The organism is Paenibacillus sp. TY11 (assembly GCF_059772165.1).
On the sequence record NZ_JCBAIQ010000038.1, the window covers coordinates 1 to 19,721 of the forward strand.

Annotated in this window: 19 protein-coding genes and 1 riboswitch; of the genes, 1 reads left to right on the forward strand and 18 read right to left on the reverse strand. The window is 48.6% G+C overall.

Annotated features, from left to right (window positions below; all coding sequences use genetic code 11):
- The 6 genes from AC6EJC_RS25470 to pth all read right to left on the reverse strand — a co-directional run.
- The coding region (locus AC6EJC_RS25470; protein ID WP_444956331.1) for a putative polysaccharide biosynthesis protein at positions 1 to 1,603 on the reverse strand (1,603 nt) is incomplete at its 3' end.
- A 140-nt stretch (positions 1,604 to 1,743) separates the two neighbouring features.
- A complete protein-coding gene (gene spoVT / locus AC6EJC_RS25475) occupies positions 1,744 to 2,286 on the reverse strand; it encodes a stage V sporulation protein T (RefSeq protein ID WP_023986438.1) in 543 nt (180 codons plus the stop codon).
- A gap of 167 nt (positions 2,287 to 2,453) precedes the next feature.
- On the reverse strand, positions 2,454 to 3,572 hold the full coding sequence (locus tag AC6EJC_RS25480; RefSeq protein WP_444956332.1) for a peptidylprolyl isomerase: 1,119 nt from the start codon (positions 3,570 to 3,572) through the stop codon (positions 2,454 to 2,456).
- A complete protein-coding gene (mfd, locus tag AC6EJC_RS25485) occupies positions 3,556 to 7,083 on the reverse strand; it encodes a transcription-repair coupling factor (RefSeq protein WP_444956333.1) in 3,528 nt (1,175 codons plus the stop codon). Before mfd ends, AC6EJC_RS25480 begins: the two co-directional genes overlap by 17 nt.
- Before the next feature lie 134 nt (positions 7,084 to 7,217).
- The gene (gene fin / locus AC6EJC_RS25490; RefSeq protein WP_013308128.1) at positions 7,218 to 7,448 is read right to left on the reverse strand and encodes an anti-sigma-F factor Fin; all 231 of its coding nucleotides are present in this window, start codon (positions 7,446 to 7,448) and stop codon (positions 7,218 to 7,220) included.
- Between the two features lie 86 nt (positions 7,449 to 7,534).
- The gene (pth, locus tag AC6EJC_RS25495) at positions 7,535 to 8,095 is read right to left on the reverse strand and encodes an aminoacyl-tRNA hydrolase (protein ID WP_444956334.1); all 561 of its coding nucleotides are present in this window, start codon (positions 8,093 to 8,095) and stop codon (positions 7,535 to 7,537) included.
- Positions 8,096 to 8,170: 75 nt separating this feature from the next.
- Between pth and AC6EJC_RS25500 the strand changes: the two genes are divergently transcribed.
- Positions 8,171 to 8,371 carry a hypothetical protein gene (locus AC6EJC_RS25500; RefSeq protein ID WP_023986434.1) on the forward strand — a complete coding sequence of 67 codons (201 nt, stop codon included), beginning with the start codon at positions 8,171 to 8,173 and terminating at the stop codon, positions 8,369 to 8,371.
- 68 nt (positions 8,372 to 8,439) lie between these two features.
- On the opposite strand, the gene AC6EJC_RS25505 is transcribed toward AC6EJC_RS25500, so the two are convergent.
- From AC6EJC_RS25505 to AC6EJC_RS25560, 12 genes are all read right to left on the reverse strand, one after another.
- Positions 8,440 to 9,393 carry a ribose-phosphate diphosphokinase gene (locus AC6EJC_RS25505; protein WP_444956335.1) on the reverse strand — a complete coding sequence of 318 codons (954 nt, stop codon included), beginning with the start codon at positions 9,391 to 9,393 and terminating at the stop codon, positions 8,440 to 8,442.
- Positions 9,394 to 9,453: 60 nt separating this feature from the next.
- Complete coding sequence (glmU, locus tag AC6EJC_RS25510; protein ID WP_444956336.1) at positions 9,454 to 10,851, reverse strand: bifunctional UDP-N-acetylglucosamine diphosphorylase/glucosamine-1-phosphate N-acetyltransferase GlmU; 1,398 nt, start codon at positions 10,849 to 10,851, stop codon at positions 9,454 to 9,456.
- A 345-nt stretch (positions 10,852 to 11,196) separates the two neighbouring features.
- Positions 11,197 to 11,484 carry a septation regulator SpoVG gene (spoVG, locus tag AC6EJC_RS25515; RefSeq protein WP_007428016.1) on the reverse strand — a complete coding sequence of 96 codons (288 nt, stop codon included), beginning with the start codon at positions 11,482 to 11,484 and terminating at the stop codon, positions 11,197 to 11,199.
- A gap of 174 nt (positions 11,485 to 11,658) precedes the next feature.
- Positions 11,659 to 12,486, reverse strand: coding sequence for a pur operon repressor (purR, locus tag AC6EJC_RS25520; RefSeq protein WP_013308122.1), 828 nt, complete (start codon positions 12,484 to 12,486; stop codon positions 11,659 to 11,661).
- A 181-nt stretch (positions 12,487 to 12,667) separates the two neighbouring features.
- Positions 12,668 to 13,522: a 4-(cytidine 5'-diphospho)-2-C-methyl-D-erythritol kinase gene (ispE, locus tag AC6EJC_RS25525; RefSeq protein ID WP_029519377.1), complete on the reverse strand. Its 855-nt coding sequence runs from the start codon at positions 13,520 to 13,522 to the stop codon at positions 12,668 to 12,670.
- A 144-nt stretch (positions 13,523 to 13,666) separates the two neighbouring features.
- A complete protein-coding gene (locus tag AC6EJC_RS25530) occupies positions 13,667 to 13,846 on the reverse strand; it encodes a small, acid-soluble spore protein, alpha/beta type (protein WP_007428013.1) in 180 nt (59 codons plus the stop codon).
- Positions 13,847 to 14,010: 164 nt separating this feature from the next.
- Positions 14,011 to 14,292, reverse strand: coding sequence for a biofilm formation stimulator Veg (gene veg / locus AC6EJC_RS25535; RefSeq protein WP_013308120.1), 282 nt, complete (start codon positions 14,290 to 14,292; stop codon positions 14,011 to 14,013).
- Between the two features lie 202 nt (positions 14,293 to 14,494).
- Positions 14,495 to 15,391: a sporulation peptidase YabG gene (yabG, locus tag AC6EJC_RS25540; protein ID WP_444956349.1), complete on the reverse strand. Its 897-nt coding sequence runs from the start codon at positions 15,389 to 15,391 to the stop codon at positions 14,495 to 14,497.
- Between the two features lie 55 nt (positions 15,392 to 15,446).
- Positions 15,447 to 16,331 (reverse strand): 16S rRNA (adenine(1518)-N(6)/adenine(1519)-N(6))-dimethyltransferase RsmA, encoded by an 885-nt coding sequence (gene rsmA / locus AC6EJC_RS25545; RefSeq protein WP_444956350.1) that lies wholly within the window; start codon positions 16,329 to 16,331, stop codon positions 15,447 to 15,449.
- Positions 16,332 to 16,338: 7 nt separating this feature from the next.
- Positions 16,339 to 16,884 carry a ribonuclease M5 gene (gene rnmV, locus AC6EJC_RS25550; protein ID WP_013308117.1) on the reverse strand — a complete coding sequence of 182 codons (546 nt, stop codon included), beginning with the start codon at positions 16,882 to 16,884 and terminating at the stop codon, positions 16,339 to 16,341.
- A 146-nt stretch (positions 16,885 to 17,030) separates the two neighbouring features.
- On the reverse strand, positions 17,031 to 18,179 hold the full coding sequence (locus AC6EJC_RS25555) for a resuscitation-promoting factor (RefSeq protein ID WP_444956337.1): 1,149 nt from the start codon (positions 18,177 to 18,179) through the stop codon (positions 17,031 to 17,033).
- Positions 18,180 to 18,450: 271 nt separating this feature from the next.
- Positions 18,451 to 18,731, reverse strand: a riboswitch (cyclic di-AMP (ydaO/yuaA leader).
- A gap of 201 nt (positions 18,732 to 18,932) precedes the next feature.
- Positions 18,933 to 19,703 (reverse strand): TatD family hydrolase, encoded by a 771-nt coding sequence (locus AC6EJC_RS25560; protein WP_444956338.1) that lies wholly within the window; start codon positions 19,701 to 19,703, stop codon positions 18,933 to 18,935.
- Positions 19,704 to 19,721: the final 18 nt, after the last annotated feature.

Below are 19,721 nucleotides of genomic sequence, written 5' to 3' on the forward strand. Positions count from 1 at the left end.
AGGCACCCAGCACAGCGCTGGTGCCCCACATCGCCGCCCCGGCTGCACCAGCCAGGGCGACAAGCAGTGCCGCCGGCTTGAACACACTGGCGGACCAGCTTCCGCGCAGCCCCACCAAGCGGGCCAGCAGCGCGATGTTGATCACAGCCGCCAGCAGATAGGCGACAGCTCCCGCAATGGCGGCTCCAGCCGTGCCTAGCTGCGGCACGAGCAGCCAGTTTAGCAGCGCCTTGGCTGCTGCTGCGGCGAGCATCGCCAGAGCTGGCGCGCGAACCGCGCCAAGCCCTTGCAGCAGCGCAGCTGAGATGATGCTGAGCGTGCCGCCTACGGCGGTCAGCGCCATCCAGCGCATGACCCCGCTGCCGGTGTCGTCCGCGTACAGCATCACATTGACGGGCACGGCCAGCACGATCAAGCCTGTCGCAGCGGCTAGTCCCAGCAGCCAAAACCAGCGCAGCGATTGCTCGCACTGGCGACGCGCCAGCTCCGTACCGCCGGTCACCCTAGCCTCAGCCAGCGATGGGATGAACAATGCCGACAGTGTGGTGGCAAACATCATGACCAGCTGTACCAGCGGCAGACCCCGGTTATACACGCCGAAGGCCACCATAACCGCAGTATCGTCCAAACCCTCCTGCTTTAACAAGCGAGGTACGGTAAACGTGTCTACTAAGCTAATTAGTGGAACGGCTAGCGCTCCAAGGCAAACAGGCAAGGCATAACGCAGCAGTGCCTTTAGCAAAGTGCCATAGCTTTCCGTCCGGTGGGCTTCTCCTATCCCGGCTGCACTCTCAAGCACACCTGATACGACAGCACGACTGCCACTCACCAAACCGTCCGCCGTCTTCCCTATGACATCATAACGTCCGGACGCAGTCTCCTGTATCCCCATTTGTTCGATCTTCCCAGCGGGCTGCAAAGCCTGCTCAGATGGCCTCCCTTGCCTTCTAAGCCTCTTCCTGTGATTTCGCCAATACAGCAACATGACGACCAGGCCCGCTGCTCCGCCAGCTGCTGAACCAAACACTGCTCCGGCGGCAATCATATCCGCCCCCGCTCCTTGCGACAGCATGAGCAGCAACAGAATGATCATTACGCCTACTCGTATCGCCTGCTCCGTCACTTGGGAGACAGCAGTCGGGATCATATTTTGTAAACCTTGAAAATATCCTCTGAGCCCTGCCATAACCGGCACGAACAAAAAGGCAAACGCCGCAGCCCTCACCGATGGAATGACGTGAGCATTGTCGATCCACTGACCGATTAGCGGCGCACACGTATACATCAGCACACCCAGAATCAATCCAAAAATGCCCAATACAAGCGAAGATAGCCGAGCAACACGTTGCCCCGCTGCCCGGTTTCCCACTGCCTCATACTCAGCTACAAATTTGGATATTGCTGCCGGAAATCCAGCAGCTGCAATGGTAATTAACAGCGTATAGAAAGGATAAACCGTATTATAAATGCCAAACACGCCGTCGCCGCCAATATTCTGCAGCGGGATTTTTTGCAATGTGCCGATCAGCTTGCTCGCTACCGCTGCCAGTGTCAAAATGACAGCACCCTGTAGTAGCCGCGAAGCGGCGCGATTTTCTTGCATCCTCCGTCTCCACTCCCACCTGAAATATGCATCTTTCACGAGTCCTATTATACCGCCTCTTCCCCCGGAAAGAAAAAAACCCTGTACAACGCAGGACGGCTTTCGCCATTCTGTGCGTCATACAGGGGTGAAACAGGATGTTACTGTTCCATTTGTTTGCCCAGGAAACCAGCAGCTGTTTCAGCCATTTTGATCTCCATCTCAGACATTTTTACATTTTCGTCCTTGTTCAACAATACAACGGAACCAATGGGATCACCACCGGAAACAATGGGAGCCGCCACAAAAGACGAGAGTGTTTCTTCGTGGTCTCGCGTTAGCTCATAGGAGCCGCTGGCTGTCTCCAGCACAGTTTTGCGATTATCCATGCTACCTTCGATAATGCTACCGATTGGCTTGTCCAGAAACTCTTTTTTGGAGCCTCCAGCCACCGTAATAATGGTGTCCCGATCGGTAATCATCGTAATATGGCCCGTGCTTTCAAACAGGGACTCAGCATATTCTTTGGCGAAATCACCAAGTTCACCAATAGGTGAATACTTTTTCAAAATGACTTCTCCGTCACGATCCACAAAAATCTCAAGCGGATCTCCTTCACGAATTCTCAAGGTGCGGCGAATTTCCTTTGGAATTACTACCCGCCCAAGGTCATCAATACGGCGAACTATACCAGTAGCTTTCATTTCACATGTTGCCCCACTTTCTCAAGAAGAATTTAGTAAACTACTGACGGTATCGAAAGACGCTTCCACTCCCCCGGAAGCGGTCACGAAGAACGTCACGGTCATGGTGTTTATGGTGATATCTGACCATAGTATTCATCTGTTCCCAATTCCTTATGCATGTTCAGTTATTTACCTTCGTTTGTAGCTCCATCTTTGGCTGTTCCTGCGTTGGTATCGCCCGTACCGTTTGTTGTTGCGCCTGGTGTAGTTGTGCTACCGGCACCGGAAGTTGCACCGCTTTTCTCTTGCGTAGCTGGTACCTTCGGCAGATTGATTTTCAAATCAAGCTTCGCCAAATCATTTTCGGTAAAGTTTTGGATACTTTCCCCGGCCAATTTATTTTTCAGGGCAGCCTTTTCGTTGTCTTTCAATTTATCAAACGTTGGCTCATTGCGGGACTCCACTTTGATCACGTGATATCCGTATTCCGTTTCCACTGGCTCACCGATTTTGTTAATCGGTTGAGTTTCGGCTGCCTTTTTAAAAGCAGGTACCCATTGCGCTACGGATGCATTCTCATACAGACCCCCATTAGACGCAGAACCTGGGTCTTCTGAATATTTCTTGGCAATGGTCGCAAAATCCGCTCCTCCGTCCAGCTTCGCCTTCACTTCTTTGGCCAGCTTGAGGGTATCTTCTTTTTTACGCTGTTTCTTCGTTTTTGGATCTTCGAAATTAATCAACACATGGCGCACGCTTGCTGTCGTGAATTGATCTTTATTCTTCTCAAATTCCTGCTTTAGCTGCTCGTCCGTTACTTTGTTCGTTTCACTGTTAATTACGGTCATTACACGCGTAAAGTAATCTTTCACACCTTGTTCGGTCAGTTTTTTATCACTCAGAAATGTCTTGAACTTATCTTCTCCGACCGACTTTTTATACTGCTCCAGCTGTTCGTTCCCTTCTTTGGCACCCTGCTCCTTGGCTTTGTCGTCCGCTTTGGCCGCCAGAAGCTTGTACACCACTTCCTGCTTGGCAATTTGCTCCCGTACCTGATCCGAAGCTAGCGCAGCCTCATATTCCGGGTACAGAAATTTCATCATGCTGATTTCTTGGTTGAACTCATTTTCGGTAATGGTTCCACCCTTATAGGTCACGACAACCTTGCTGTTGTCCTTCGGTTCATCCTTGACCTTATTCTCATCCGCTTGCTTCGTACATGCTGCCAGCACGGATATAGCCAGCAGCGCTGCCATTCCCAAGGAGAGCATTCTCCAAGGTTTTCTTTTATTTAGTTGTGGCATTTTGCAGTTCCTCCTTCAATGTGAATGCTTCTTTCAATGCACTCAAAAATTGCTCCAGCAGTTCTAGCAACTGTGGATCATCTAGACCTTTACCCTTTATGCGTGCGCTCATAGAAGTGCCCTGTTCAAATTGTACACGTCTTTCAAAGCGATTGCCAATCTCGGCAAGTTTGGAGGTCTGTACCGCCTGCTGACGCCCTTCATGGAATTTCAACACTATATTGTCATCCCGTTGCACAATGGACTCGATGCCATACATACGTCCATATACCTTGAGACGGGCCACGGCTAGCAAATGACGCACAGCCTCTGGCAGATCGCCAAATCGGTCGACCAGTTCATCTTCCAGTTCGGAAGCCTCGTCAAAGGTACTGACTGCCGCAACCTTTTTATAAATCTCAATCTTCTGGATGCTATCATAAATATAGTCTCCCGGCAGGTAAGCATCGACGCCCAAATCAATCGACGTACTCCAATTCCGGTTGGACTGATCCTCTTCTCCAAGTACGCTGACTTTACGTTTATTAATTTCCTCAGCCAGCATTTGCGAGTAAAGATCAAAACCGACGGATGCGATGAATCCATGCTGCTCGGCGCCAAGTAAGTTACCCGCTCCGCGGATGGACAAATCACGCATTGCAATCTTGAACCCCGAGCCCAGCTCCGTAAATTCTTTGATGGACTGAAGGCGCTTCTCCGCTACTTCCGTGAGCACCTTATCCCGCTGGTACGTGAAATAAGCATAGGCAATCCGATTGGAACGACCTACACGCCCACGCAGCTGGTAAAGCTGGGAAAGCCCCATTTTATCGGCATCATGCACAATGAGTGTATTCACATTTGGGATATCTACTCCGGTTTCGATAATGCTCGTGCTGACCAACACATCATATTCGCCATCCAGGAAGTCCAGAATGGTTTTCTCCAGTTCGGTTTCGGACATCTGTCCGTGGCCCACGCCCACCTTGGCCTCTGGTACGAGCGCATTGATCTCTGCAGCCATCTCCTGAATGCCCTGCACGCGATTATACAGGTAGTACACCTGCCCTCCGCGTGCCATCTCGCGTTCAATCGCCTCACGAACTAGCGTCTGGCTGTGCTCAACCACATAGGTTTGCACTGGAAAACGGTTTTCCGGTGGCGTCTCAATGACTGACAAGTCACGTACACCCAGCATGGACATATGCAACGTACGCGGAATAGGTGTTGCCGTTAACGTCAATACGTCTACGTTCGTTTTCAGCTTCTTCAGCTTTTCCTTGTGGGTCACGCCAAATCGCTGTTCCTCATCAACAATCAGCATCCCCAGATCCTTAAACACCAGATCCTGCGACAACAAACGATGGGTACCAATGACAATATCGACCGTGCCTTGGCGAACCCCTTTAATCGTCTCATTCTGCTCTTTGCGCGAGCGGAAACGGCTCAATACCTGAATATTGAACGGATACCCGGAAAAACGTTCGCGGAATGTCTCATAGTGCTGCTGTGCCAAAATCGTCGTCGGTACCAGCACCGCCACTTGTTTGCCCTCAATAGCAGACTTAAAAGCAGCACGAATAGCAACCTCCGTCTTGCCGTAACCTACGTCACCGCACAGCAAACGATCCATCGGGCGACTCTGCTCCATATCCTTCTTAATTTCTTCAATGGCCCGAATCTGGTCACGTGTCTCATCATACGGAAACATATCCTCAAATTCCTGTTGCTCTGGTGAATCCTTTTCAAAAGCAAACCCTGGTGCCGACTGTCGTTCTGCATATAGCTTGATCAAGTCATCTGCAATGTCTTGAACCGAGCTGCGCACCTTACTTTTAACCCGCGTCCACTCATTGCCGCCCAGTTTATAAATCTTGGGTTCCTTGTCCTCTGAGCCGACATACTTCTGAATCAGATCAATTTGTTCAATCGGCACAGACAGCTTATCTCCGCCCGCGTAGAGAATATGCATGTAATCCTTATGGATACCGCCAACCTCCAGCGTGCCGATTCCCATGTACTTGCCGATCCCGTGATTTTGGTGTACGACATAGTCGCCGACCTTCAGCTCGCTATAGCTCTTAATCCGCTCTGCATTGTCCACATGACGGCCCTGCTTACGTGCTTTCCGCTGCTTCTGGGAAAACATCTCACCCTCGGTAATGACCGCCAGATGAATAGATGGCATCTCAAAACCGCTTTGCAGATTGCCGATAGCCATTGTCGGCTCATCAATACCGTAATCTTCAAGTACTCGGCGCATCCGATCCAGACGTTCATCTCCACTCGCCAGCATCATAACCTGTGTGCCCGCCTTGCGCCAACGATCCATCTCCGCCTTGAGCACATTCATTTGACCATGGAAATCCTGCATTCCTCGGCAGATGAAATTCAAAATATTTTGTGGCTGCGTATGAGGAACCTGACGGAGGAAAATCGACAGGAACAACGTCTGAAATCTCCGGTTGTACAGCAGATTGTCCGCGTTATCTGACAGTTCTAGCTGCGGTAACGTTTTACCGTTTTGAAGCAAATGCAGGTTCCATTCCGACTCATCCCGTTCCAGTTGCTTGGCTGTTTCCAGCATCCGCGCTGGTTCGTCAATGATTAGAATCGTATCTTCCGGCATGTAATCTGCCAAGGTTTTACGTTCAGGATATAGCAGGGAGATATATTTATAGATTTCGTCAAAATACACATGCTCCCGTAGCAGCTCAATTTCACGATGGATCTCTTCTTTCAGATGCTGCTTAGCTTGACGATCCGTCATTTTGCCCAGCTGCTCCTCCAACAAAATAGCAGCGGCATCCGCCGCCTGATCCATACGATGGTTATTCGCAATAACTTCCTTGCATGGCGTTACGGTAACGCCCTGTACCTTTTCCACCGAACGCTGATCTTGCGGATCAAACATACGGATCGAGTCAATTTCATCGTCAAACAGCTCCACACGATAACCCCAATGAGTTGTCATTGGATAGAAATCAATAATTCCCCCGCGTACGCTCATCTCTCCACGTGATTCCACACGCTCTACACGCTGGTATCCCATCTCGACCATATGCAGCAAAAACGTTTCCAGCTGAATCGTTTCGCCTTCTTTTAGCTCAATACGAGCCTCACGCCATGTTTCCGGGAGTGGCAGTAAACGCCGGACACCAGAAAACGGCACGACAACAATCCCACGAAAACCCTGGGCGCATCGTATCAATACATCAATTCGTTGGGATAATGTCTCTGGACTGGATATTGCTGCCTCAGCAGCTACCAGCTCGTTAGCAGGATACAATAAAACCTGATCAGGAGAAAGCGCTTCCTGCAAATCATCTGCTATTTTTTGAGCGGCAAACATATTGTGCGTCATGACCATTAACGGTCGTCCGGTATCTTCGGCAAGCGCGGCCATCAGTACCTGTCGGGAAGAGCCTGACAAACCTGATATCAGCTGTTCCTTCATGCCTGATGATATACCTGCTGCAATGGATGCATAATCAGCATCCTTCGTAAAAGCCTGAATAAGTGCTTGTAACAAAAAAGGCACCCCTTTATGCTTATAAATAGTTACATGTAAACCGAAAAAGAAGCCTCAGCAATGCTGCCAAGGCTCCATAAGCGGAAATGCCGCTTCACCTCTCAAGCTGGTACATCGGACCAGTTGAATACCTGTTATTGGAGTGGATTTACGAGCAGACTCAGCTCTGGATTATTCTCCAGCGCCTGACTGCAATGCTCGCAAATGACTTTGACAGTCACTTCACCACCCGAATTATACGCTATTATATCTCTACGTTCGGCAGGGGTCAAGGAATGGAAGCCCAACCTTTCTTCGGTTATTGCTGCGGAATCAATTCGCCCCAAGAAAGTTCGACAATGTCTGCATACATAATTAACAATCATGTAATGTATATGCCTCCTGAAAGTTTTCTATACCTTTCAGTATGTCCAACAATCTTCCATTTAAGCCCGTCTACCTGCGTCTGAACTTACTTGTTGAATTCAGCCATCGTCCGTTCAAACGGATGACTCAAGCTGTATTCTAAGGCGTTGCACGTGTCCTCTATCATTCCGGCCAGTAATTCCTTTTCCTTCTTTGGAAAGGTACCCAGAACGTAATCGACAATAGCATGTCCAGGCTCTGGGCGGGAAATGCCCATACGAATCCGGTTGAAGGACTGCGTTCCTGTGTGCTGAATGATCGATTTAATGCCGTTATGACCGCCTGCGCTACCTTGATAACGGAGTCTTATTTTACCGACCTCTGTATCCAGATCATCGTACACGACAATCAGATCTTTCATATCCGCCTTATAGTAATCCATATAAGCACGTAGCGACTCACCTGAGAGATTCATATAGGTCATTGGCTTAATCAGTACGGTTTTCACGCCACCAATGTGACCCTCTCCAATCAACGCTTTGCATTTGCTTTGGTTAATCTGGATGTTATGACGTGAGGCAAGAGCATCCAATGCCATAAATCCGACATTATGTCTCGTTTTCTCGTATTGGGGACCGGGGTTGCCCAATCCTACAATCCACTTCATTAACCTTGACACCCTCTTTCGAAGTCTTGATTTTTTGGTAAAATAGTTGTATTGAACAGGAAGGTGCGTGCCGGTATGCTCAATCAAGGTGATATCCTCTTATATGACAGCCATTTTCTATATCATTTAAAACATTCCGTTCCTGTCCAGATATATGACGGGAATGTACATATTCAGATCGGCATCGTTGCGCGTTTTAATGAGCATTTTGTCGAAATAGAGGACACGCTATACAATCGTCAACGCTTCACATTCATATCTCGGCCAGGCTTTTAGCCTGACATGCTGATAGGGGTTACCTTTTCCACATGGAAAAAGCAACCCCTTTTTTAATGATCCAGCGCTTATTCGATTTCAAACAGTTTGCTGATCGACAATTCTTCATGCACACGGATGATGGCTTCTCCCATTAACGGAGCCACAGACAGTACCTTCAGCTTGCTTGTCGGATTCGGGTGAATGATCGGGATCGTATCCGTCACAACTACCTCTTTTAATGGCGAATTCTCCAGCCTTTCCATAGCAGGACCGGACAGCACGGCATGTGTACAACACGCATACACATCTTTTACGCCGCCTTCTTTAAGCGCATTTGCACCCAATACAATCGTTCCGGCTGTATCAATGATATCATCAATTAAAATAGCCGTTTTACCCTCGATGTTCCCGATGATGTTCATCACTTCACTGACATTTGGCTCTGGACGACGCTTATCAATAATAGCGAGCGGCGCACTCAGGAAGTCCGCCAGCTTGCGCGCACGAACAACCCCGCCATGATCGGGTGAAACTACAATCGGGTTCTCAATTTGCTTGGAACGGAAATATTGGGCCAGAATTGGTGCTCCCAGCATATGATCCACTGGAATATCAAAGAATCCCTGAATCTGCATCGCATGCAAATCCATACTGATTACGCGGTGAGCCCCCGCCTTTTCAATCAGGTTGGCGACAAGTTTCGCTGTGATCGGATCGCGTGAACGAGCCTTACGATCCTGACGAGCATAACCGTAATATGGCATAACGACATTGATACTTTTGGCAGAAGCGCGTTTAAGTGCATCAATCATAACCAATAACTCCATCAAGTTGTCGTTAACCGGTAGACAAGTCGACTGCACAATATACACATGGCAGCCGCGTACGCTTTCCGACAGCTTAACCTGGATTTCACCGTCACTAAACGATGTGGTATGGGATTCCCCCATTGGGATTCCGATGTAGTCCGCAATCTGGTGGGCTAACTTCGGATTGGAGTTACAAGTAAATATTTTGAGTTTGGAATCGCAATAAGTCATTAATAGAAACCCTCCGTGCTGGTTCATTCATTACAGATTCAACAGCTTGCTGATTAAAGGTCATTCCGATCTTTTCTTCTTCGCTTTGGCACGCGCGCGGATTTTGTCCGCATATCCGGCTTTGTTCTCTTGACGTGGTCTGGCAATGGCCAGATCGTTATCAGGGACAGCATGTGTTACAGTGGAGCCTGCTACGACATAAGCACCTTTTCCAATCTTAATCGGGGCGATCAAATTCACATTGCTGCCAATAAAGGCATCGTCTTCAATTTCTGTAATGGATTTATTATATCCATCATAATTGACCGTTATTGCCCCGCAGCCAATATTTACGTTTGTCCCCACCTTGGCATCACCGACATAGCTCAAATGAGACACCTTGGAATGATCTCCAATGGTCGCATTTTTCACCTCAACAAAATCACCGATCTTCACATGTTCGCCAAGCTTCGCGCCTGGACGCAGATAAGCAAACGGCCCTACAGATGTACTGCTTCCCACTTCCGCTTCGTTCAACACCGAATGTTTTACCGTTGCGCCTGAATGGATAATCGTATTCTGAATCTCTGCCTGTGGACCAATCACACAATCTTCTCCGATTTGTGTTCGGCCATGCAGCCATGTGTTCGGGTACAACACGGTATCGGAACCAATAACAACTTCGCTCCCGATATAGGTAGAAGACGGATCAATGACGGTGACACCATTCAGCATGTGCTTGCGAACAATGCGCTCACGCATGTAGCCCTCAGCCACCGACAAAGCGACTCTGTCGTTTACACCGATGGATTCAGACACATCATCTGTCAAATACGCCTCGACCTGCTCACCTTCGCCATGCAAAATACCAATGACATCTGTCAGGTAGTATTCCTGCTGTGCATTGGTGTTCGTTACCTTGTCCAGTGCTGCAAACAGCTTGGCATTGTCAAAGCAGTACGTTCCCGTGTTGATCTCCCGGACAGCATCTTCCTCAGGTGAACAATCTTTCTGCTCCACGATCTTGAGCACGGCCCCGGAAGCATCACGGATAACTCGTCCATATCCTTTCGGATCGTCCAGCTCAGCGGTCAGAATCGTCGCAGCCGCCCCACGGCTCTCGTGCAGTTGCACCAAGCCCTCCAGCGTTTCCGCTGTGATCAACGGAGTATCCCCGCAAATGATGATGGTCGTACCTTTTTCCTGACCGAGTAAGTCCTTGGCTTGCTTGACAGCATGGCCCGTTCCCAACTGCTCTGCCTGAAGCGCATATTCTGCCGACGGTCCCAAATAAGACTGTACCGCCTCTGCTCCGTGACCCACGACGACTACACTTCGGGACACACCGATTTCACGAACCGTGTCGAGCACATGCCCGACCATCGGTTTTCCGCACACCGGATGCAGAACTTTATATAATTTGGATTTCATACGTTTTCCCTGCCCTGCGGCAAGAATGACTGCCAACCTTTCCAACAAGTCCAACCTCCTATCCTGAAAATAACAGTTACCCCTTGGCTAAAACGTTAATTCCCAGATCAGATTTTGCTTAACTTTTCACAATCCTCCTGAAAAATAACGGCGAACCTTTGGTTAATGGCTATTTTTTCAGGCCAGCTTGTGCTGGACATTCATCCCCGGGACGCATCGCTGCCTAGTCCCTGTCTTATGAAAAAGCCGCTTCGGCAGCCCGGATGACTCCAAGTTGCCTTAAAACTGACTGTTAACTCACTAAAGAATATATCTCATTCCGGACAAAAAGAAAAGAGAGCCACAGTTAGTGGCTCTCTTTTTCTTTTATACCCCAATCCTGCTTTAGGCGAATTAAGCGCCTTCTTCAATAGCAACTTCTTCATCCACAGCCGCACGTTCGTACTCAGTCAATACAGCAGCTTGGATCTTCTCACGGGTTCCTGAAGATATCGGGTGAGCGATATCGCGAAACTCTCCGTCTGGGGTTCGTTTGCTTGGCATAGCTACGAACATCCCGTTATTACCGTCGATAACTCGGATGTCATGAACAACAAATTCGTTATCAATCGTAATGGATGCAATCGCCTTCATTCTTCCTTCTGAGTTCACTCGGCGGAGTCTAACATCCGTAATCTGCATGTGTGTTTCACCACCTTTTTCCAAATAGGACTTGGTGTATAATTCCACACAGCAGTTCGAATTCCTTCTTTTTTTGGAGAATTTGTATCCTAAATTCAGGTAATTTTTTTGAAAAGATTTCTTTTCGACATATTTAGGTATTTTATGATGGATTGTGACAATTTACTGCCCTGTTCACTCATCAAAATAATTACCCAGCTTGACTGTAATTTGCTTGCTGCGAGAATCGACTGCGGTCAGGTTCGCCAGTGAAATATAATCGTGCAGCAGGCGCTCTTCGTTCTCCACCTCGCCTGATTCTACCAGCACACCTACACCGGCTACCTCAGCATCAAACTCAGCCAGCAAGTCGACCATCCCTTGAATCGTGCCGCCGGCCTTCATAAAATCATCTACGATGAGCACACGCGATTTCTCACGCATCGCACGTCTGGATAAAGACATCGTATGCAGGCTCTTTTGTGATCCTGAAACATAATTAATACTTACAGCCGAGCCTTCTGTCACCTGATGGTCACGCCGTACGAGAACGACTGGCAAATTCAGCTGTGCTCCGGTTGCATAGGCGAGCGGAATGCCCTTGGTCTCCACCGTCATAACCACGTCAATCTGGCGATTGGCAAAAGCGGTCGCAAATATTTTACCAGCTTCGTTCATCATCGCAGGCTGACCCAGCAAATCGGACAGATACAGGTACCCTCCCGGTAATATGCGATCAGGCTGCTCCAGTTGCGCGCACAGGTCGTTCGCAAACGCAAGCGCATGCTGCTTGGAAAGCCTTGGGATCAATTTGACGCCCCCTGCCGCTCCCGCCAGCGTCAGAAGCTCGCCAGTGCCCTCATCCTCAAATACTTCCTTGATGATGGCCAGATCCTCGCTTATAGACGACTTAGCTGCCCCGTAGCGATCCGCAAAATGAGTAAGAGGCACCAACGTATGCGGCCGTGACAACAAAAATTGCGTCATTTCCACCAATCGTGAGCTTCTTTTAAGTTTTTTCACAACAATTCCTCGCGATCTATTTTCCTGCCGCCCGCTTCGTACAGTAAAGCACCGGCGGACTGGCCGGTTGCTGGCGGAATGTAAGTGATATAGTAAAATCCGAATATTTAATAGTAAATATATCATCTTCGTACGTATTTGTACAACAATTACCACTATAATCAGAAAAAAATATCTAAAATCAGGTCAAAAGTCGTACTGCGTACACATCTTTACAAAATCCTCTTAGTCCGTTGTAGATCCGTGGCACTTTGGCTTCCTTCGATACCAGTCCGAACACCGTAGGTCCACTGCCTGACATCAGTACGCCATCTGCTCCTAACCGGATCATGGAGTTTTTAAGATGCTCTACTTCCGGATACAGCTTTAGTGTTACATCCTCCAATACATTCCCCAGCGCGTTGCATACATCGGTAAAAGAAGCGTTACGGATCGCATGCTCCATCTGTCGGGCAGACGGATGGTGTGTAATCTGATCCGCTTTGACACGACCATACACTTCAGCCGTCGATACATTAATCGGCGGCTTCGCAAGGATCACCCAGCATTGTGGCGGATTTGGAAGTGGCTTGAGCAGTTCTCCGCGTCCGCTCGCTAAAGCTGTACCCCCTGTAATACAGAAAGGTACGTCTGAGCCCAGCTCCGCACCCAGCACCCTTAATTCTGCATCCGAGATGCCAAGCTTCCACAGCTTGTTCAGTCCACGCAGCGCTGCGGCGGCATCACTGCTTCCGCCCGCCAAGCCTGCCGCCACCGGGATATGCTTATCCAGATGGATATGGACGCCCGTAGACACGTTATAACGTTCCTTGATCAGACGCGCAGCCTGAAAAGCCAAGTTTTTTTCATCCAACGGTATGTACCCGGCTTGACTTGAAATAATAATGGTATCACGCGGTAACTCGGACATCGTCAATCGATCAGACAGATCGACCATGGTCATAATCATTTCGACCTCGTGATAACCATCATCTCGCTTACGTAGAACATCAAGCATTAAATTGATTTTCGCCGGTGCTTTTTCATATATTTTCAAGGCGTTCACCCACCTTCAACTTTTCCCTCAAGACAGCTTAACATATTATATCAGACTCAGCGTGTCAAGTCATGAGGTTCAAAAAAGCGGAGATGCCCCGGTATGACCCCGGATATCCCCGCTTTTCATCAGCACCACCGATAGCTACGATTTACGAGAAGCTGCCTGCTCCGCAAGCTGAATGGCCCGCTTGACCATGTTGCCCGCATCCTTGGCTTTAATGCCTCCCCAGCCTTCTTCTTTGACCGTGTCGTAAAACCCAAGATCTTTGGCCAGCTCGTACTTTAGCTCCTCCGACATGACACTCCGTCTTCTTCGGCTCATACATACGCCTCCTTCGGCAATGGAATAAGGAAGATCATTCCCGCCTTAGTATGTGCAGAAGTGCCATGCTTCATCCTGCTCTGTATATACAAAACGGCTTCGTCATTTAAAATGACGAAGCCGCCGTTAAACCTGCAAAGCTGGTATAAATCACGTAAAATCAATTAAGGTGTTTCAAAATATTCGACTACACTTGTATGGGAGTCGGGATCATATACGCTGACTTCCACCGACTCGGTAAGAATGTCAGCATAGCTGTAGGAGACACGTTTAAACGTCTGTTGCTCCTGATCCAGCTTGACGATAAAAACAGAAGGGTACGTTTCTTCCAAGACACCAGTTCGTTCGACGGTCTTACGGCGTCCGCCGTTAGCCCGCAGCAAAATTTTTTGCCCTACATGTGCGTCGAGACTGCGTTTGATTTCCAACAGCGTATTTTTAGCCATTGCCTAACGACCACCTCTTTCCTTGTCCATTATAACGAATTTTAGAGGGATTGTCAAATCGAGCTAAATATTATAACAACACAAAAAATAAGTTGTCAATTTAATTTTTTGCGAACAGGAATAATCTATATAAAAAATGGCAAAAAGCCTCTGGAAGCAGAGGCTCTTTGTTCAGGTTAATCCAATTTGGCACATTTGAATCCTAGATTGCGGAAGGCGTTACTTTAAGCGTCGACAAATTTTCAAGCTTCGGCAGGCCGATGCGATAGCTTCCCCTAGTTTCAATTCCACCCACTCCGCGACTGCCACTGATTGTCTGGTGAAACAGGTCGCCCATATTGACCGTATCACGGATCGAAGTAAAGGCCGCCTTGGCAGCCACGTAAACGGGGTCCAGCGCGTGAATCAGGATACGCCCTGGTGAGCTGGCAAAGTTCGCTCCCGCACGTAGCAGCGCCTCAAAATGGGACTGGCATGCCCCCGCTACAATCGTCAGCGAATCCAGATGACGTTCATATTGTCTTGCTACCTGAATCGCTGCCACAAAATTTTGCGAATTTTTATAGCTTTTCAAGCTGTACAAATCGTAAGGCTGCGGCTGCTTCAGCACACCGTCATGTCCGGTAATGACTACGATATCCGGACGGATCCGGGGAAGCAGGCGATACAACGTATCCGCCATTGCCGATTCGTGAACGTGATGCCCCTCTGCGGGAACACGGAGCTGTTCATATAAACTGAGACATTTTTTCAAATAGCCAGGGTCTCCATCCAGGTGAAGAACCTTTCCCGGCATTTCAAAATACGTCGACTCCACTGGATCACTCCACTCCCCAATCAGAGCTGCCTGACTGCGGGCAGCTTGCTGCTGGCGTGCCCGTTGCAACAGATTAAGAGACTCACCAGCCTTAATGTGGGCCTGTTGAGTCTTACCGCTAATCTGGTCTGCAGGCACTCTGACCAGATCGTTCACAGGGGAATCGGCCAGCAGCCGAAATTCCGTCCCCTTAATGATCGCTTTATCCCGCTGGATGTCCTCAACACGAAACGTGACATCTCCGCCGTACGATTTCCGAACGACCAAGTCTCCTAAACTCATCACACTGTATCACCCCTCTTATATCGTATGGGTGAATGCACAGTTTGGTTCCAGCTTAGGATATACCGGCCTCCAACAGCACAGCGCTGAGACGCGCAAATTCCTCGATACTTAGCGTTTCCCCTCGACGGGAAGGCTCAATATCAGCTTGTTGCAACAGCGGCTCCAGCGTGTCCCTGTTCTCTTTGGTGAAGAAGTGGCTTTTTAAGTTATTGGAAATTGTTTTACGACGCTGGGCAAAAGCGGCATGAACCACTTCAAAGAAGTGTTTCTCATCCACCACGTCCACCGGAGGGGCTTCCCGTACACGCAGTCGAATGACTGCGGATTCCACATTCGGCTGGGGAATAAATACTGTATTCGGAACAGTGCAGACTAATTCAGGTTCGCTGTAATATTGCACCGCAATGCTCAGGCTGCCGTAATCCTTCGTGCCAGGAGACGCAGCCATGCGCTCAGCCACTTCCTTTTGGATCATGACGACGATATTCTCCAGAGGGAGCTTGTCCTCCAGCAGCCTCATCAGAATCGGTGTAGTAACGTAGTACGGCAGATTAGCCACGACACTTACTTTACTGACGTCTGCAAAATCAGCAGCAAACACCTCGCGCAAATCCAGCTTCAACACGTCCCCATGACGTACCTTCACATGCTCGTAAGGGGCCAACACTTCTTCGAGAATTGGCAGCAGCCGCTGGTCAATCTCGACAGCGGTAACTACCTTAGCCGATTGCGCCAGCTTCTCGGTCAAAGCGCCAATCCCAGGACCGATCTCAAGCGCTCCCTTTGTATCATCCAATCCGGCAGCATTCACAATCTTATTGAGAATATTTTGATCAATCAGGAAATTTTGTCCCAAACTCTTTTTGAACGAAAAACCGTGCCGTTGAATAATTTCCTTTGTACGCCGCGGTGTTGCTATATCTTGAATCCCTGTCATACGGATATCACAATCCTTCACTTTCAATTTGTGCCAGCGCACCGGCAAATTCCTCACGGCTGATCTGAAATACAGAGAGCCGTTTATGTAGTTGCTTTCCGTTACAATACCCAATACCCAGCACATTACCCAAGGCCATACGGCGTGCAGCAGCATTGGGGTGGGTGATGAGTCCAGCGTCAATCAGGTCCGCCCACTCAATCAGCGGGTCGGCGCCTTCCACTGTCGTATGTACCCGTGCGAGTGCGTGTCTGATTGCCTCCGGTGAGGCATTCTCCACGCCAATATCCCCTTTGCGCGTCGCTTCTGCCTCGGGTATAAAAGCCTGCTTGCATCCGGGTACCTTGGAGGCGATAATTTTACGGATACGCTCCCCTGCATGATCGGGATCGGTCAAAATAATGACCCCCCGCCGCTCCTGCGCCAATGCAATTTTGCGCAGCGTCATTTTATTAATGGCTGAGCCGCCAGTTTCTATCGTATCCGCTTCAACAGCACGGCGAATGGCCACCGTATCATCCCGGCCCTCTACCACGATCACTTCCTTGATCATTTGCGTTTCCCTCCACTGCTACACAGCAAACTATATTTATCTTTCCCTGCTTTTGAAAACAAAATAAGAAGAGGATATCCTCTTCTTAGCATGGCATAACTATGTTGTTAATACTATCGCATTGTCCTCAACATACACAACCCGTTTTAATTGATTTCAGGCTTTACGGGTCCAATAACATATACGGTTTTACCGTGCTTACGACCAAATTGGTTGGCTCGGCTCAAACTCTCATAATACACATCGATTTTGTGGCCTTTAATCGCGCCACCGGTATCCTCCGCACGGCGGAAGCCCACCCCTTCGATATACACCCACCAGCCGATTGGAATTACACTCGGATCGACAGCGATGGTGCGTCCTTCCGTGACACGCGTGCCGGATGCGGTACGTGTACCGATACCTGGCTCCTGTGAGGAATACGCCGTCATGGAGACATTTTGTAAAACTTTGCTATATTTAAAATTGACACCTGCTTTACGGACAGCACTGCCCGAACTAAGCGTTGTTACCTTAACAGCATCTTTGGGACCGACGGAAGCAGCTAGAACGACCGGTTTTTTCTTCGTTCCTACCGCAATTACCTTATCCACACGCGTCTGTGCAACTTCCTTATTGACCAGCTGTTTGGATACCAACTTTCCATCATGATATACCTTTTGAACGTGCTGAACTACCACGCCCGACTTACCACTTTGGATGACCCGATTATCGCCTTTATAGAGACTCGGATCGGCCGTTTTGATGACCTGATAAGGCACCTGTTTTTTCTGTTCGACCTGCTGTTTCTTCACACGGACGATTTTTATGTCCATGTTAGACGAAACAGAGGCATCCAACGCAGGGTAAACTTTATCCGTTGACGATAATTTATAGCCCGAGGTGCGAATGGCACCCTCTACTGTATTTTCTGTTGTGTACAGCTTTTTCGTCTCATTGCCTGAGGATACTTTAACTTGATTGGCACGTTTAATGACTACGCGATCCCCATCCTGTACTGCTCCGTTTAGCGGCATGGAAACTGTATCATGCGGCTGAAGTGAAATGGAATGCTCGTTGAGCAAATCTTGGAGCTTGGATTCCCGGGTTTCTACCGCAGATGCCTTACCATCGATGACAAAAAAAACTTGTTTTTTAGATTGCGTGTACATCAGAATTGAAATCATAATCGTTAGCGCGATTAGAAAAATAGCAACCAAAGCAGCCTGGCGCACATTCTCTTGCTTCCAACGCAATACGTAAGACATGCTGGATGAGCGTGACTCATGGGTCTCCTCTTTTTGGAAAATGCCCATTTCCTCCGTCCTCCTTACATAGCCCGCCGTCTGGAGTAAGACATAGTTGAGATTTGACGTGACTATAACAGATTTTCTACAAGACAAGCCCGTACTGCGACTGTCCTGCACCATGTACCCGTCTTCGCGGCATGCTGTCCTCCCCTGTTTAACCACAGTATGATGACAGATTTTCTTTTATTCACAACAAAAAAAGCCAGAGAAAGAGACTAGAGAGCTCTTTCGTGGCTTCCGGCATGTGTGAATATGCGGGAAAACTCATGCACGAGATGGCTTCTCTCTTGTTACGCTTACGGGGTTAGCTGTCGGGTTCGGACGTAGAGAGACGCCCTAGTTTGGGTCAACCGCTCATGGCGGTCGCCTTCACATTCACCCCAAAGACCCAGAAAGAAATCGAAATATGGCTCCTCCACCTGTTCAATCCCATCTGGGGAAAGAATTTCGGTCGAGCCGACTGGCAGAAGAGTTTACTCTTCGTACCTACGCGCCGGACTTGCAGAAAGCCATACCGGTTCCCCCGTTCCCTGTTAAGGGACTCAGCGAGACTGGTTCATGAAATGACTTGTTGAGGTTTACATTCAAACAACAATTCACTGAAAAGATGATATCCTGTTTCTATGCATGTTGTAAAGCAGGTTTCAAGTACATTTTTTAAAATATTCGGTTAAAAGTTTGTAATATTCTCGAGTTTCCTGCAACAAAATTATGATTAGCTCCGTCTATCTCTTTATTTTGATCGATTTCTTCGCTTTTTCATTGAATGTCAAATCGTTCCAAGGCATTTTGGGTCGTTATGGCTACCAATTCCTCCACCGTAATACCCTTGATTTGGGCAGCAGCCTCTGCCACCAGTCTCACATGTGCTGACTCATTTCGCTTCCCGCGAAACGGGTGAGGCGTCAGATAGGGAGCGTCGGTTTCAATGAGCAGACGGTCCAGCGGCACCTGTGCGAGTACTTCTTTTGGCTGCTTGGCATTTTTGAACGTTATTGGACCACCGAAGGAAAGGTGAAAACCCATATCCAGCACCATTTTAGCTGTCTCCCAGCTCCCGGAAAAGGAGTGCATGACTCCGCCAATCTCACTCGCTTTTTCCTCACGCAAAATCTTAACAATATCTTCATGTGCATCCCGGTTATGGATAACAATGGGCATATTGAGCTCACGAGCCAGACCAATTTGATTTCGAAGCACCCGATGTTGCACATCCTTCGGTGATGTATCCCAATAATAATCCAGACCGATCTCTCCGATGGCTACAACCTTCTTATGACTGCATAACGATGCAATCCATTCTAAATCGCCCTCCTGCATTGTAATGGCATCCTGCGGATGCCATCCAACTGCCGCATAAATAAAATCATACGTCTCGGCCAATTTCATGGTGGATGGAATGGTCTCACGATTAAATCCGATATTGATCATCCGGGTTACTCCTGATTCGACAGCACGTGCTATAACTTCTTCACGATCTTCGTCAAATTGTGGCGCATCCAAGTGAGTATGAGTGTCGAATAAATCCAAGGTTATCATCTCCTTTTT